We start from the raw sequence: 14,768 nt of genomic DNA, 5'->3' as shown, positions 1-14,768 counted from the left end.
ATAAGCTCAACACCCCAATGTTAGAGAATTTTGTCTTACTTATTTCAACATTTGTTTCCTCTTACATAAATATAGGAACATAGCTATGGTCCTTGACTTTGGTATCCAAGAAAATATTGACCAGTACTTTGTTCAAGAAGCCTCAGGACTTCTACAGCAAATTCACAATGGACTACTAGAGCTTCCATATAACTATACTTCTTCCAAGATTCGTAACCTGGTGCGAGCTGCTCATACTATTAAAAGTGCAGCAACCCAGGTTAATTTAACTGACACCCAAATCCTAGCTCATCGTTTGGAGAAGATCTTTCGGTTTGTGTCGCTGGAAAAGACTCAAATTGACTCTGAGCTAGCGGCTTTGCTCCTACAAGCTAATGAGTGTCTACGGTTACTTTTAATAGCTCAAATTCAAGCAAAACCTGATGATACAGCTAGTATCTTAGCTAAAGCAGAACCAGTTTTTGCGCATTTAGAGGCTAGACTACTCAGCCATAAACTACCAGCAGTAGCCACTCCTGCTCACACCTCAAATCTAGAAACAGATGTATCCCAGTTGATTCGGATTACAGAGGTGTCCCAGGCTTTAGAAAAGCTAGAAATGATTCTGGCTGAATCGGCAGCTGATAAGTTAGCAAAGCAACTGATAAGACAGGCAGAGGAGTTTTTAGGCTTTGGTGAATTATTAAAACTCTCTGAGTTTGTCGCGATCGCTCAAATGACGATCGCTACCCTAAAAGTAAGCCCGCACGCTGCTCAAACTATTGGACACATCGCCTTGGTAGGCTGGCGTGCAGCTTACGAGGTCATCTTGAAAAAAGATTTTTCTCAACAGAGAAAGCAAGTCCATAGTTCGGTTGTCGCTGTCACCCAAGACACCCATAATACTGCATTGCCACGGCGAGTAAAAACTTCTCAGTTATTTGTCTGGGTGGCGAATGGTAATATTTTTACCATCAATTCCAACAGCGTTGAAGAAATTTTAGTTGCCAAAGCCGACCAAATTATCTATTCCCAACAACAATGGTTTTTGCATTGGCAAGGAAAAATCATCCCAACTTATCAACTGTCACAACTACTAAGCTACGGCAATCTACTGCCAGAGAAAACTGCTGAACAAACTTTAATCGCAGTTCAGTATCGGAATCATCAGCCTGAGCCAATATTAGTACTTAGCCTAGGTCAGCAAATTTTTGCCTTACAGCCAGAGATTGAGTCTCTAATTGCAGAGCCAGAGCTAGTTATCCAACCTTTGGAAGCACAAAGTAAACTGCCTAGTTATGTTTATGGTTGTACCAGTTGGAAAGATAGCTTGCTGCCAGTAATTGATGTTGCGGCGCTGTTGCAGCAGAAGATTGACCAAAGTCAAGAGGTTAGCGTCACTGCTAAATTGCTTGATTCTCCAAACGCAGCAATCGTGAGCCAAGAACCTACTGTTCTGGTCGTAGATGATTCTAATAGTGTGCGACATATTGTATCTCTGGCTTTGCAAAAAGTAGGTTACAAAGTTTTACAGGCAGAAGATGGACAGAAGGCAATCGCACAGTTGCAGCAAAATTCTCACATCCAACTGATAATCTGTGATGTTGAAATGCCTAATATGAATGGCTTTGAGTTTCTCAGCTATCGTCTTAAAAATCCACAATTAACAAAAATACCAGTGGTAATGCTCAGTTCTTGCAGTACTAATAAGCACCGCCTGTTAGCAATGCAATTAGGAGCCACTACCTATTTCACAAAACCTTACGTTGAGCAAGAATTTTTGGCGGCGCTGAAGTTAATCGTTGAACAGAAAAGCTATTGCTAAAGGGATAGAAATAAAAGGAACCACAGATGCACACAGCGAAAAGTCGGAGCGCCGGCTTCCGGCGCTCAGAACTTTTCAAGACAGATAAACATCGGTGTGCATCGGTGTTTATTTGTGGTTCGATATCCAAAACATCAACTTCCACAGGTGCATCTGCAATTTAGGTCAAAACTAAATTATCTCGGTGGACTACAGTTTCCGCACCCCCATAGCCCAAAATTGCGGGAATTTCTCGTGAATGACACCCGCGAATTTTTTGCAAATCTTCGCTGTTATAGTTCACCAGTCCTCTAGCAATTTCGTTACCAGTGCTATCACACAATTGCACGGCTTCTTGAGTATCAAACTCTCCTTCTACTGCTTTAATACCAGCTGCCAATAACGATTTTCCCGCTTGGGAAATTGCCGCGATCGCACCAGCATCTAAATACAATTTCCCAGCAGGTATAAGGCCATAAGCTATCCAGCGTTTGCGCGCTGAGGTTGGTTCTGGTTGCGGCTCAAAGTGTGTACCAATGGGTTCGCCTGCGATGATTTTTTCGATATTGCGGGGAAATCGCCCTTGGGTAATAACAGTACGCACGCCAGCCGCGATCGCGATTCTCGCCGCCGAAATTTTAGTCACCATCCCACCAGTACCCCATTGAGAACCTTGCGAGCCTGTTTGTACCTGTAATTCAGCTAATTCTTTAATGCTACTCACCAAAGCGATCGGTTGCGCATCCGGAACGGAACGGGGATCGGCTGAGTACAATCTATCAACATCAGTCAGCAAAAATAGCCAATCTGCTTCTATGAGACTGGCAACTAATGCGGAAAGGGTGTCATTATCGCCAAATTTTAGCTCATCAACCGCTACCGTATCGTTTTCATTAACTACCGGAATCACTCCCAATCCCAGCAGTTCCCGAAAGGTGTTGTAGATGTTGAGATAGCGGCTGCGCTGTACTAAATCGCTACGAGTTAACAAAACTTGCGCGATCGGCTGTTGCAGGGTAGTAAATAAATCGTCGTAAACCCGCATTAACCGCCCTTGCCCAATGGCTGCTACCGCCTGTTTGAGAGCGATCGCTTTGGGACGTTCCGTTAAGCCCAAGCGCGCACAACCTACTCCCACAGCACCAGAGGAAACCAAAATCACTCGATGACCTTGGCGTCTTAAATCAGAAAGTGTTTCAGCTAAGGTAGCAATAGTGGAAAGTGCCAGTTGTCCGGTTTCTGGTTGAGTCAGGCTAGAAGTGCCGATTTTGACGACGATTGTTTTAGTCATTAGTCATTGGTCAAGAGTCATTAGTCAAGAGTCATTGGTCATTAGCTATCAGACAAAGAACAACTCACAAAGGACTAAAAAAATTGTAAAGCGCCAGGTCTTCTATAAGTGAAGGCTGACGCTCTACGGTTTTATATTTATTTGTTATAGGCTAGGGTCTTTTTTGGCTGACCCCATCTTATTAATACCTATGATCCCAGATTTTTTTCATTGCGAAAGATTCCTTAATGATTTTTTTAGATTTATTTTCCTGACTTATTATCAATCTTTGTGAATTTTTGTGTACTTTGGAGCGATCGAAGCTCCCAAGGCTTCTGATATCCAGACTTCAAAGTTTCTGATGGGGTGAGAGCGTAGAGCTACTTCTGGGTGAATTATAGGTTCAACCAAGATGGTAAACATTCCCAAACGATTACCAGCTAAGACATCAGTAAACAAGCGATCGCCTACCATCCCCACTTGGTGAACTGGTAAATTCATCGCTCTCAGCGCTGCTCTAATTTTGCGTCGTGAAGGTTTGGCTGCACCTAGGTAATAAGGTAGGTTAAGAGAGCGGGCAATTCCACCAATCCGCATTTCACTCAAGTTATTGCTCACCAAGCAAAGTACAGTACAGGCGCGGATTTGCTCTACCCACTGTTGTAATTCTAATGAAGCCGCCCCTACTTTCATCGGTACCAATGTTTCATCCACATCTAATACCAATCCCTTTAATCCATATTGCTGGATAATTTCTGGTGTCAGGTTTAGAATTGAACCTTCTAAAATCAAGTCAGGCTGCAAGAGGTTGTTCCAGGTCATATTTAAAAGTCAATGGATGAGGCAATTTACTGAGAATTAGTGAATATTGTTTTGCTTTGTGAATTTTGACAACAAATTTTTAGTATTTTGTTAAATTTAAAAAAGCACATATATGCTATGATTTACGTCCACAAAATACAAATACTTTAGTTTTTTTAGGATAAAGCTTGGCTTGTGAACTTGCCAACCTAGTAGGTTACTGAGAAAAGCCGTTTTGAGTTTATAAAACAAATTTTTTTGACTTCCGAAGTAGCGGTACTAAGAGCAACAAACAGTTTAGATATATAAAATAAAGTTTGTGAATAAAGGTTAAATTATTGGGTAAGCAGTTGTTCGACAGCTACCCTATCAAGCAAATAACTCAGACCCGATATTAATTCCTTATGCAAAGCAAAGCTAGCTGAACGTTAGATATTGCTAACCAGCTAAAACGTCTTCCTTTCCTTTTGCAAAAAATTGAGCTTTTTTGCAATTATAGTTAAAGAATCCGAATTAAAAGTCTAAAAGCGTACATTTTAACTAACTTTTGATGTTATTCAACTTCGTTAAAAAGATGCTCTTCTAACAATGGTTGGACTTTGCGAAACTCTTCTGGAGACAATAGTTCTGGCTGACCTGTTTTTGATATCCGAGCAAAAAACAGCAGTGGATCAAGAGGTGTATAAATTGCATATTCCTGCTCTTCATCGTAGAAGCTAGCAAGTAGCTGTAATTGCTCTGGCTCTAAATCTGTTTCATCATCTTCGATTTCTAAGGTGAAGAGTTCAGATTCTTCTACAGGAGGTAATTCACCCGCAACTGTGAGAGCATAGGCAGTATTCTTTAATATCAGATTCTGCTCAGATAAGACAGCTTGGGCAGTGCCAAAAATTTTTTCAATAGTCGAATCATCTTCTACTAGAACAGCTTCTTCTTCCTCGTCTTCACCTTGCCAAGCAAAAATTTCTACAGGTGAATCAACAGGTAGAAGTAAAACATATTCCTGCCCATCTACTGAGAGAGAATGCTCAATATAACAGTCGAGGGTGCGCCCTTTGTCATCAGTCAAACTGATGGAGCCAGCGTGAGCGTTATCATTTTCGTCGGGAAATTGAGAAGAAAACATAGCCGAGGTGTGGAACTTTATAAATACCAGCAAATTTGAAATTTGAAAATCTTACAACTATTTAATGACAAGATGTCTCCTAAATAGCTTGAGTCATATATACAAATGCCGGGTAACAGTTTTCAGAATATCATGTTAAAAGGTATCAATACTCAATAGCTAATGCCGAACTATGAGATTTAGCTCGCCGCGCATCTAGCCATTGTTGCAAAATTAAGGCTGCTGCTTTCCGGTCAATCAAAGCTTTGTGGCGTGATGGAGAGCGATTCTCCGCTTTTAGCAGTTGTTCTGCTTGAAATGAAGTTAGCCGCTCATCCACATATTCCATTGGCAGTTTTAGAGCTTTAGATAGCCTTGTAGCCAACTTTTGCACGTGACGTGCCTGAAATCCTAAGGAGCCATCCATTGAATAAGGTAAGCCAATGACTAGCAATTGTACCTGGCGCTCCTGAACTATTTGTCTTAATAGCTCAACATCTTGCGCAAAAGATGTGCGCTCAATCGTAGTGATACCTGTAGCTATTAAGCCCGTACCATCACAACCTGCTACCCCAATACGCTTGCTTCCTAAATCTAATCCTAATGCTGAAATCAATGGCTGTGGTTGCTCCTAGAGTGTCACACTACTTCTCTGGCTGTGCATCTGCTGACTCAGACTGGCAAGATACATCTAAACTAGAGGGTTTACTGCCGAAAGCCGCAGGTTCTGATTTCGTGGGTATCGATCTATCTTGCGATCGCTTTTGAACTTGTTGGGTCCATGACATACCCCCTGGTATTGGTTTACGAGCAGGTTGCAGCCCTTGTAAAACTTCAGGCCACTGAATTCCTTCTAAAGAGACAAATTTAGACTCCCGTAACTTATGCCAAACTGAGCGAGACATAATCAGGGTATGTTCTGTCCGTTTGGCTCCAATTCTTTCTAAATACTCTTCTCGCTCTGGCTGATAATCTGAGGAAGCTAGTCGCAACCCTTGCTGGGGAAAATCTTGGACAATGCGAGCTAGTTGGGACAGCAACTCTGGATAAAGCCAAGTATAGGCGGGGTGAACTGTCAGCGTTGCTACGTGAGGGGTCATACCCTTGCGATCTAGTTGTACCTGAAAATGTCCAATGGCTGCTTTGCGTTGGGGTTCAAACACGTAGCCACTCACTACTTCTGTTTTAGTGACCCATTGTTTGACAGCATCGCTTAAGGCCCCAAATAAACTAGTTTTGAAGTCACGGGTGTTGCGATCGAAGACCTGACGCACCAAAGGCGGCATTGATGCCGTATCTAATTGATATAACAATTGGGCATCAGCATTACTTATAGGCAAAAGGTTAGGCAAGTCTGGCTCTGCTTGTGCCAACTCAGTCAACAATTCGGGTTCGATTTCCCAGTAGGTCATCTCAGCCAAACGTTGGAATCCATTTTGCCGATATAGTGCTAGGGCCTCTAAATCGTTGACATTTACTTCCAGTATCCAAGTACGCGCTTCTACTACCGACTCAAAGCAATGGCGTAAAAGTTGAGAACCAGTTACTTGCTTATCGGTAGCACGGTCTAGCATAACCCGATCAACTCGCCAAGTACTGCGCGTGCGGTTGAACGGAGACACTTGAATCATTCCTAGAAGCATCCGCCCCTGCTCTGCTACATAGGAACAGAAGAGGTACTGTAACGGGTTAGGAAACCAACTCAAAAATTTCAAAAAGCCATACCAGCTTCGCAGCCATTGCATCTGGCGTGTGGCAAAACCAACTCCTTTTGGGGTTTGGGCTGCGAATGACTCTTGAGTTAGGCGTTCAATTCCGTCCAGATCCCGGTATTGGACTGGTCGGATAACAACGCTGAGATTTCGAGGAAGTAATGAAGTCATTTTAATTCGAGCCGCCATTAAGCCTTAATTAACTGCTCTTGCTGAGTAAGTGCTGCAATAATAATATTAGCGGCTTTGTGCCACTTGCTATTGATCCAAAAGAGTGATCTTGATAATTAAAATACGCTAATAAATAAAAAAAGCAGATTTGATGATAACACCGTTAGCATTAATCAACCATATCTGCTTCTATTTTATGTGAATTTAGATAAAAATATTGTGTAATTTACAACCCTTGACGAGATGCAAGTTTTTCAAAGTGAGCTTGGGTTTGATGAAGTAATTGCTCTCGACTATCTTCCAAGTTTGGCTTCAGGGGTGGAACCAGGTTGCGAGCTTGTAAAGTCATGTGTAGCTGTAGGTGGGCAACATACTCGCTAAAATCTTCATTTACTACACTTGTGCCCGTTAAGAGATTTGATTCCATTGCCACTGGTATTCTCCTTTAATTAGTCTTGTGCAGTTTTTTCACATGACCAAAACCTATCATGTTGTTTTGCTTAACTTTTTATTTTGCAATGAAGTTTAACGGTTCTTAGTTTGGGCATTGGTCATTTGTTATTTGTGATTCACTCCTCCTCATCTCCTTCATCCCCGCGTCTTGTCATTTCCCTGCTTCCACCGCTCCCAAACTTAACAAATTAGACTTTTGGGGTGCTGTCAAACCTGTAATTCCGTAAATATTCATTTCGTGATAAATTTGTTCTGCCTTAAGGATGTTGACACACTGTTTAGTCTGGAAATCCCAGAATTTAATGGCCGCATCAGCGTCTCCAGCAATCAGGGTGTTACCTGCTGGATTAAAGGCAAGACACATTACCCAGGTATGATGATCTTCCAAAGTAGCAAGACAAGCGCCACTGCTTACATCCCAAAGTTTGATTGTGCCGTCACTGCTGCAACTAGCCAACATCCTACCATCGGGACTAAAAGCGATCGCCCAGAGTAAATCTTGATGTCCTGGGAGAACATGAAGACATTCGCCTGTTTCTATATCCCACAGCCGCGTTATGCCTTCAAAACTGCTACCTGTGGCGAAAGTTCGATTGTCTGGACTAAAGGCGACACTCCAAACCCAATTATGATTACCTGTTAGAGTTTGATAACATTGCCGAGTTTCTAAATCCCAAATTCTCACTGTTTGGTCAAAACTACCTGCTGCTAGCTTTTTGCCATCGGGACTAAAGGCAATTGACATTCCCAGATGTACTGGCAAAGTATCGAGGAGTTGCCCTGTGGCAGCATCCCACAGTCTAATCTGGTTATCGTAGCAGCTACTAGCTAAAAGACGACCATCAGGACTAAAGGCGACTCCTGTTACCATACCTGTATGCCCATGCAAGATTTTAGTACACTGACCAGTTGCGACATCCCACAACCTAATTGTGCGGTCAGCACTGGCACTGGCTATGGTGCGTCCATCAGGAGTAAAGTCAACAGAGAAGATTAAATCTGTGTGTCCATACAGAATCCGACATTGACCATCACTTGTCCATAAACGCACAGTTCGGTCTTCACTGCCAGTGGCAATCATGTCAGGGAAAATGGGATGATAAGCGATCGCTTTAATCCAGTTGTTTCTACCCTTGATAACTCGGAAGCACTCCCCACTCGCCACACCCCACAAGCGCAAGCAAAAGTCATCTGCACCGCTAGCTATTTGGTTTCCTTGAGGGTTAACCGCGATCGCATTTACAGAGTTATTATGCCCTTGCAAAGTCTTGAGGCATTGTTGGGTACTAATATCCCACAGCCGAATTGTACAATCTATGCTACAGCTAGCCAGGATGTTGCTGTCAGCCACAAAGGCGATCGCTAGTATCCCATTCAAATGTCCTTCTAGAACTCCAATACAAACACTGCGCTCAACATCCCAAAGCCGAATTGTTTTGTCTAAGCTACCACTGGCAAGCAGTCCTGAGGAACTAAACTGTAGGGATTTGATCCAATCAGTATGACCATGTAAGGTTTTGATGCACGAGCCAGTAGCTAGATTCCAAAGCTTGATAGTCTGATCCTCGCTACCGCTAGCAAGAATGCCACTTTTTGGACTCAACGCTACAGACCAAACTCGGTTGCTATGTCCTAGTAATGTTCTGGTACATTCCCCACTGCTGTGCTCCCAAAATTTAATGCTAAAGTCGGCGCTGCTGCTAACTAATGTCTTAGCATCACCAGTAAATCTTATACAAAGTACGCCGCGATCATGACCTTGAATAGTTCTAATACACTGGCCAGTTACAACATCCCAAAGCTTGATATTGGCGTCCTCTCCCGCAGTTGCTAAGATTCTACCATCTGGACTGAAAGCTACACTCCAGATAAAACCAATATGCCCCTGATAAGTAATTAATTGTTGACCGCTGTTAACATCCCACAGACGAAAATAGCCGTCAAAGTGTGCTGTAGCTAAAGTCTTGCCATCTGGACTAAATGTAGTGGATATGATTGTGGAAAGGGTTTTGGCAAATACAGAATTTGATAAATCTGCGTAAGCGAAGTTAACTTTTTTTAGCGGCGTGTCTTGAAGATAAGCCTGCCAAATCGTTAGGTGAGAGAAATCATATCCAGTTAAGTCAGTTTCTAGGTGACAGAGTAAATTCAGGATATTACCACCTGTATATGTTGGTTCGAGTTCTGGCGGGAATCTCCCTGTGTTTTGCTTGAGTGATTGGTGTTGTAGCGATCGCAAAATCTCTTGCAGCCGAGTTTCAATAGCTTGTTTAGTTCGTAGCTTTTGCAGCAAGCGATCAATTACAGGTTGCAGAATTAGTTTAGTTTGCGCAACCCGGATGTAATCTTTGGATGTGGCTTTAATTAAAGCATGGCTGTAAAGCAGGGAGTTTGGCGACGATTCCCCCAGAATTTCTGCACATACCTGCTGAATTAATTGCTCTGTCACATATTCCATCACCACAGGTTGCAAGATGAAGCGAACGGGGTTTTGCGGAACTGATTTTTTTTCAATCAGACTGCGCCTGTTGAGAGATTCTAACGCCTCCAACAACTTCATCGAAGCTACAGGTAAAACTAAATCAGCACGTAACTCTGCCAAATTTACTGGTTCGCGATTGATTGCTAGCCAGAAAATCAATTCTTTTTCGAGGTCAGAAAGGCGGTGAAACTGCTGGTTAATTAAGTCGTAAATACTACCAAAAACTGTAGAGCCGTGAGCGAAAAACTCTGCAATATTACCATCAAATAACTCTTGAATCGTGGTGGCAATAATCTTGAGCGCTAGAGGATTACCTGTATAGTGTTGAATTAGATTTTGCCAATCTGCATCTGAGCCACAAAAGAAACTTTTGGTTCTGACTAATTCTAAAGCAGCGATCGCACTTAAACCTGTGAGTTGCCATGAACGAACTGGTAAATTATCGCCTTCTAAAGCAGCTACTTCCTGGGGTTTTTCCCGACTGGTGAGCAAGATACAACTTTGATGAGCTGTTTCTCCCAGTTGTTTGAAGAGTTGTCCGTAGTTTTCATATCCAGATTGATAGCGTCCCGATTGATCTCCACTAGCGAAAATAGATTCTGCATTATCCAGGATTACTAGGCAACGATGCGATCGCAAATGCGTCATGAATCGTGAGCATAAATCCCCCACATTTTCAGATAAATTAACTGGCTGTCCGCAAGCAAAGAACTGAAGCAAGTTTACTAGCAATTCTTCTAGAGGTGGACTGTTGCGTAGACTCCGCCACACTACAAACTCAAACTGTTCTTGAATCTGCTGTGCCAGTTTTACTCCTAGGGAAGTCTTACCAATTCCACCCATTCCTAGGAGTGCTACTAAGCGACAGCGATCGTTTACAATCCAATACTCTAACTTGCTAATTTCATCGGCGCGTCCAAAAAAAATTGAGACATCAACAGCCTCACCCCAATCAACTTTGAGTGCTGAGTTGTGAGTTTTGAGTCCTGAGTACGCAGATGAGGAAGTAATTTCTTCCCCAACCTCCTCTGCTTCCTCTGCTCCTCTGCTCCTCTGCTCCTCAGTTCTCCCTACCCGCTGATAATCGCTTGGTGTTAAATCTAATCCAAAAGCTCTAAAGAAGCATTCTAGGGTTTGCTTATCAACACCTTCGGCTCGCGCCAAGACTTTGGAAACTGTAAAGGGCGCTAATTGGGTGCGGTAACTCAATTCTTCTAGAGTAAATCTAGCGCCATCATTTTCTAGAATTTCTGCCTGATATCTAGCCTCCTGAAGCTTTTGAAATCCTGGGAGACTGAGAATAATTCCACGCCTGCGTCTTTGCTTATGCGATTCCATTGGATTACACCGCTAACGCCAAGTCGAGATTAACTTTATAAGTTTTCAGGCAATATTATGAGTTTTATCAAATTTAATCGAAAGTTAGCGATCGCTTTTTCTGAGTCTAATTTTTCACAATACTAAGTAAGGAAAAGAGACAGAGTATCAACCTTCTGTCTCCTGCCTTTGCGTTATAAATTTCTTAAGGCACAATCAACACCGGACATGGTGAAAGATTTATCACGCGGGTGGTGACGCTATCAGTTGCGCCTTCTTCAGTCAAGCCTAAACCGCGACAACCCATAATGATTAAATCTGCCCCAATTTCATCAGCCACATCACAAATAGTAAAAGCTGGCTTACCTTGCCTTTCCAAGATTTCGGCTTTAATTCCTTGTTGAGAAAATAAAGTTTGGGCACTTTCGAGTAGTTTAGCAACTACCTCTGGTGACACCATTGGATCGGCAACAGGTGCGTCTGCGGGCGGTTCTTCAACTACGGATAGCAGTACCAAACGACTACCATACTTTTGTACAACGTTGCTAACCACGTCAGCGGCTTCTCGCGCTTCCCGACTTTGATCGATGGGAAATAGAACTGTCTTAAACATCTCTCTCACCTCCGTACCCCTGACTCCGGTAAAATCTGGATGGTTCTACTTTCAAAACAATAACAAAAAGGCGATCAGGAGGGTCTGGCTGTGTCCAAAAAAACTTTAGCAAATTTATCTGCAACAGATGTATCTGGTAAACGTGCCTTAGTGCGGGTGGATTTTAATGTGCCTGTAGATGACCAAGGCAACATCACAGACGATACCCGTATTCGTGCAGCTTTGCCAACTATCCAAGATTTAACGCAGAAGGGAGCTAAGGTAATTCTAGCAAGCCATTTTGGTCGTCCCAAGGGCGTGGATGACAAATTGCGTTTGACTCCGGTTGCTAAGAGGCTGTCAGAATTACTGGGGCAAGAAGTCATTAAAACTGATGACTCTATCGGTGATGAAGTTACTGCCAAAGTTGGGGCTTTACAAAACGGCCAAGTGCTTTTGCTCGAAAATGTCCGCTTCTATAAAGAAGAAGAGAAAAATGACCCAGAATTTGCCAAAAAATTGGCAGCCAATGCTGATTTTTATGTAAATGATGCTTTTGGTACTGCACACCGCGCCCATGCTTCTACTGAAGGTGTAACTAAATTCCTCAGTCCTTCTGTGGCTGGATATTTGGTTGAGAAGGAATTGCAGTATCTGCAAAACGCAATTGAAAATCCCCAACGTCCTTTGGCAGCAATTATTGGCGGTTCCAAAGTTTCTAGCAAGATTGGTGTAATTGAAACACTGCTAGAGAAGTGCGACAAGCTAATCATCGGCGGTGGGATGATTTTCACCTTCTACAAAGCCCGTGGTTTGAATGTTGGTAAGTCTCTAGTTGAAGAAGACAAGCTAGAACTAGCGAAATCTTTAGAAGCCAAGGCTAAAGAACGCGGTGTAACCTTACTGTTCCCCACAGATGTGGTAGTGGCAGATAAGTTTGCCCCTGATGCCAATGCTACAACTGTCAGCATTGACAACATTCCCGATGATGGCATGGGTTTGGATATTGGCCCAGACTCAGTAAAAGTATTCCAAGAAGCTCTTGCAGATTGCAAATCAGTAATTTGGAACGGGCCAATGGGTGTGTTCGAGTTTGATAAATTTGCAGTAGGTACAGAAGCGATCGCTCATACCCTCGCTGAAATTGGCAAAACTGGCGCTACCACCATCATTGGCGGTGGCGACTCTGTAGCGGCTGTGGAAAAAGTCGGTTTAGCCGATCAAATGAGCCACATCTCCACCGGCGGCGGCGCTAGCTTGGAGTTACTCGAAGGTAAGGTATTACCTGGTATTGCTGCTTTAGATGATGCTTAAATAATTAGCGTGTCAGCTAATTTTTGACAAATTTTGTAAGGGTGCGATCGTGCCCTTACTCTCTTATTAAGAATAAACTTTAAATCTAAAATCCAAATTAGTATTACCTCTGCCGTAAATTTTCTAATTTTGTTCTTTCTAACGGTACAAGACAAGCAATTCAAACTGGTGCAATCTAAATGTAGTATAAATATCGTAAATTATGGACGCTGCCAAACGCCTTGCTACGCTTAACCGCATCCGCAAACTCAGCCGCCTTATGGATACATCTATACGCATTCCTGGCATCGGTTTTCGTATTGGAATAGACCCAATTATTGGCCTAGTTCCAGGTGCTGGTGATTTAATTAGTACAGCGTTTTCAGCTTACATCATATATTTAGCTACTCGCTTCGGTATACCACGCCAAGACTTAACCAAAATGATATTTAATGTTGGTTTAGAAGCAGTCGTTGGTACTGTGCCTTTAATAGGTGATTTGTTTGATGCTTTCTATAAATCTAATATTCGCAATTTAGAAATTTTAGAGCAACATCTAACGGTAATTGAACCGGAAATAGAGGAAGTTTCTGTTGAATTTTACGCAAGTAAAAAACGGTAATTTTGGAGCAGATGAGCAGAAACAGTCTTTATAAATAAGCTATTTATTTCAAGGCTTTCAAACTCCAGGAGTCTCTACTAATAATGTGGAGGCGAATCAATGGAAACCCTGATATTGGAATGCAGATATCTAAGAATAGGGCGCACCTCAAACGAGACGAGCTTTTTTCACAAATTTTTGATGATGAGTATGAACTTGCGCTTGCTGTGATTCATGCTATTCAAAATAGTGCACACAAAAGTAATTACTCTGTAAAGCGTTTTATATTTAATCATGTCTAGCTACTTAGCTCAGTTGGGATAATTTTAAGATCGGCTGATACAGAGATCGATATCAAAATTTCGTCCGAAGTAAAGCCAAAATGCAAAAACCCAAGGCTGATTAAATTTCATTGTGAGCACTGGAAAACGTAATATTTATAGCTTAAAAAACAACAAAGAGCATTCCATAATTGGGAACGCTCTATTTTAAGATAAATTATTAAGATAATGAGAAGTTTAGTTGAAGATTTGACATGAGCAAGATACCTAATTTATCACAAAATTAGGCATGAAGATTCACTTGTTCTAGTAACCAGGGGTCTACAGGCTGTCCATCTTTACGACGTAATTCAATTTCTACTACCATGACTTCTTTAGAGCCAGGAGGAGCAGGTTTTTTATGGAAAATAATGTTATAGTCCAGTGGCTCGTGATTGCGTTCTTTCAACCAATCCTGCACTTTGGTTGTGGCGAAGAATGATTGCCCTTGCTCAAACATACGAGTAATCTGCATCTGTAGCGTGTAGGGATTTATACGACCCATTTTCTACCACCTTTCTAAAATAATTCGTAGGTTTAGCGTTGCCTACCCTACTGGATACATTTATGTTAGTTGTATCACAAGCAAGATTCCTACTCTACAAGATATTAACTCAAACTTCATAATTTAAAGGCAAGCTACTGTGCATCATACAGTATGGGGAAAAGAAACTTCTTTCCCATCAAATGCCCCAACTACCCTAGAAGAACGACTTTGGCAAATGAGTTCTCCTTTGGAAGGAAAGCTGCACGAACATAAAACTTGCTACTCAGTACATAATCGACCACGAAGCGATCGCTTTCAACTTTACTTTAGTATGGGGTACGGTAAACCTCATAATCTATAGTTGATGCGTACGAGTCAAAG

At 42.2% G+C, this 14,768-nt stretch carries 13 protein-coding genes; 4 read left to right on the top strand and 9 right to left on the bottom strand.

Annotated elements, in window-relative coordinates; all coding sequences use genetic code 11:
- Positions 1-85 precede the first annotated feature (85 nt).
- Positions 86-1,804, top strand: coding sequence for a response regulator (locus tag BV375_RS35190; protein WP_086769236.1), 1,719 nt, complete (start codon positions 86-88; stop codon positions 1,802-1,804).
- Between the two features lie 160 nt (positions 1,805-1,964).
- On the opposite strand, the gene proB is transcribed toward BV375_RS35190, so the two are convergent.
- From proB to BV375_RS35150, 8 genes are all read right to left on the bottom strand, one after another.
- Complete coding sequence (proB, locus tag BV375_RS35185; protein WP_086769234.1) at positions 1,965-3,074, bottom strand: glutamate 5-kinase; 1,110 nt, start codon at positions 3,072-3,074, stop codon at positions 1,965-1,967.
- 261 nt (positions 3,075-3,335) lie between these two features.
- A complete protein-coding gene (locus tag BV375_RS35180; protein ID WP_086769232.1) occupies positions 3,336-3,875 on the bottom strand; it encodes a YqeG family HAD IIIA-type phosphatase in 540 nt (179 codons plus the stop codon).
- Between the two features lie 532 nt (positions 3,876-4,407).
- Complete coding sequence (locus tag BV375_RS35175; protein ID WP_086769230.1) at positions 4,408-4,980, bottom strand: DUF3727 domain-containing protein; 573 nt, start codon at positions 4,978-4,980, stop codon at positions 4,408-4,410.
- Between the two features lie 145 nt (positions 4,981-5,125).
- Positions 5,126-5,575 (bottom strand): Holliday junction resolvase RuvX, encoded by a 450-nt coding sequence (gene ruvX / locus BV375_RS35170; protein ID WP_166507594.1) that lies wholly within the window; start codon positions 5,573-5,575, stop codon positions 5,126-5,128.
- A 28-nt stretch (positions 5,576-5,603) separates the two neighbouring features.
- The gene (locus tag BV375_RS35165) at positions 5,604-6,860 is read right to left on the bottom strand and encodes a GNAT family N-acetyltransferase (RefSeq protein ID WP_086769227.1); all 1,257 of its coding nucleotides are present in this window, start codon (positions 6,858-6,860) and stop codon (positions 5,604-5,606) included.
- A gap of 208 nt (positions 6,861-7,068) precedes the next feature.
- Positions 7,069-7,269 carry a hypothetical protein gene (locus BV375_RS35160; protein WP_086769225.1) on the bottom strand — a complete coding sequence of 67 codons (201 nt, stop codon included), beginning with the start codon at positions 7,267-7,269 and terminating at the stop codon, positions 7,069-7,071.
- A 177-nt stretch (positions 7,270-7,446) separates the two neighbouring features.
- Positions 7,447-11,115 carry an NB-ARC domain-containing protein gene (locus BV375_RS35155; RefSeq protein ID WP_086769223.1) on the bottom strand — a complete coding sequence of 1,223 codons (3,669 nt, stop codon included), beginning with the start codon at positions 11,113-11,115 and terminating at the stop codon, positions 7,447-7,449.
- 184 nt (positions 11,116-11,299) lie between these two features.
- Positions 11,300-11,707, bottom strand: a complete 408-nt coding sequence (locus BV375_RS35150) for a universal stress protein (RefSeq protein WP_086769221.1) — start codon at positions 11,705-11,707, stop codon at positions 11,300-11,302.
- A gap of 90 nt (positions 11,708-11,797) precedes the next feature.
- On the opposite strand from BV375_RS35150, the gene BV375_RS35145 reads away from it, so the two are divergent.
- Both BV375_RS35145 and BV375_RS35140 read left to right on the top strand, forming a co-directional pair.
- On the top strand, positions 11,798-13,000 hold the full coding sequence (locus tag BV375_RS35145) for a phosphoglycerate kinase (protein WP_086769219.1): 1,203 nt from the start codon (positions 11,798-11,800) through the stop codon (positions 12,998-13,000).
- A gap of 202 nt (positions 13,001-13,202) precedes the next feature.
- Entirely contained in the window at positions 13,203-13,601 is a 399-nt protein-coding gene (locus BV375_RS35140) for a DUF4112 domain-containing protein (RefSeq protein WP_086769217.1), read from the top strand.
- A 543-nt stretch (positions 13,602-14,144) separates the two neighbouring features.
- On the opposite strand, the gene BV375_RS35130 is transcribed toward BV375_RS35140, so the two are convergent.
- Positions 14,145-14,405, bottom strand: a complete 261-nt coding sequence (locus tag BV375_RS35130) for a hypothetical protein (RefSeq protein WP_086769212.1) — start codon at positions 14,403-14,405, stop codon at positions 14,145-14,147.
- Positions 14,406-14,544: 139 nt separating this feature from the next.
- On the opposite strand from BV375_RS35130, the gene BV375_RS36415 reads away from it, so the two are divergent.
- Positions 14,545-14,748 (top strand): hypothetical protein, encoded by a 204-nt coding sequence (locus BV375_RS36415; RefSeq protein WP_143842303.1) that lies wholly within the window; start codon positions 14,545-14,547, stop codon positions 14,746-14,748.
- Positions 14,749-14,768: the final 20 nt, after the last annotated feature.

Source organism: Nostoc sp. 106C, assembly GCF_002154725.1.
GTDB lineage: Bacteria > Cyanobacteriota > Cyanobacteriia > Cyanobacteriales > Nostocaceae > Aulosira.
The sequence above is the reverse complement of the archived record's forward strand: the minus strand, read 5'-3'. Positions and strand labels throughout refer to the sequence as shown.

Coding starts and splice junctions, on each gene's coding strand:
- BV375_RS35190 (WP_086769236.1), top strand. CDS start 86: ATGGTCCTTGACTTTGGTATCCAAGAAAATATTGACCAGTACTTTGTT.
- proB (WP_086769234.1), bottom strand. CDS start 3,074: ATGACTAAAACAATCGTCGTCAAAATCGGCACTTCTAGCCTGACTCAA.
- BV375_RS35180 (WP_086769232.1), bottom strand. CDS start 3,875: ATGACCTGGAACAACCTCTTGCAGCCTGACTTGATTTTAGAAGGTTCA.
- BV375_RS35175 (WP_086769230.1), bottom strand. CDS start 4,980: ATGTTTTCTTCTCAATTTCCCGACGAAAATGATAACGCTCACGCTGGC.
- BV375_RS35165 (WP_086769227.1), bottom strand. CDS start 6,860: ATGGCGGCTCGAATTAAAATGACTTCATTACTTCCTCGAAATCTCAGC.
- BV375_RS35160 (WP_086769225.1), bottom strand. CDS start 7,269: ATGGAATCAAATCTCTTAACGGGCACAAGTGTAGTAAATGAAGATTTT.
- BV375_RS35155 (WP_086769223.1), bottom strand. CDS start 11,115: ATGGAATCGCATAAGCAAAGACGCAGGCGTGGAATTATTCTCAGTCTC.
- BV375_RS35150 (WP_086769221.1), bottom strand. CDS start 11,707: ATGTTTAAGACAGTTCTATTTCCCATCGATCAAAGTCGGGAAGCGCGA.
- BV375_RS35140 (WP_086769217.1), top strand. CDS start 13,203: ATGGACGCTGCCAAACGCCTTGCTACGCTTAACCGCATCCGCAAACTC.
- BV375_RS35130 (WP_086769212.1), bottom strand. CDS start 14,405: ATGGGTCGTATAAATCCCTACACGCTACAGATGCAGATTACTCGTATG.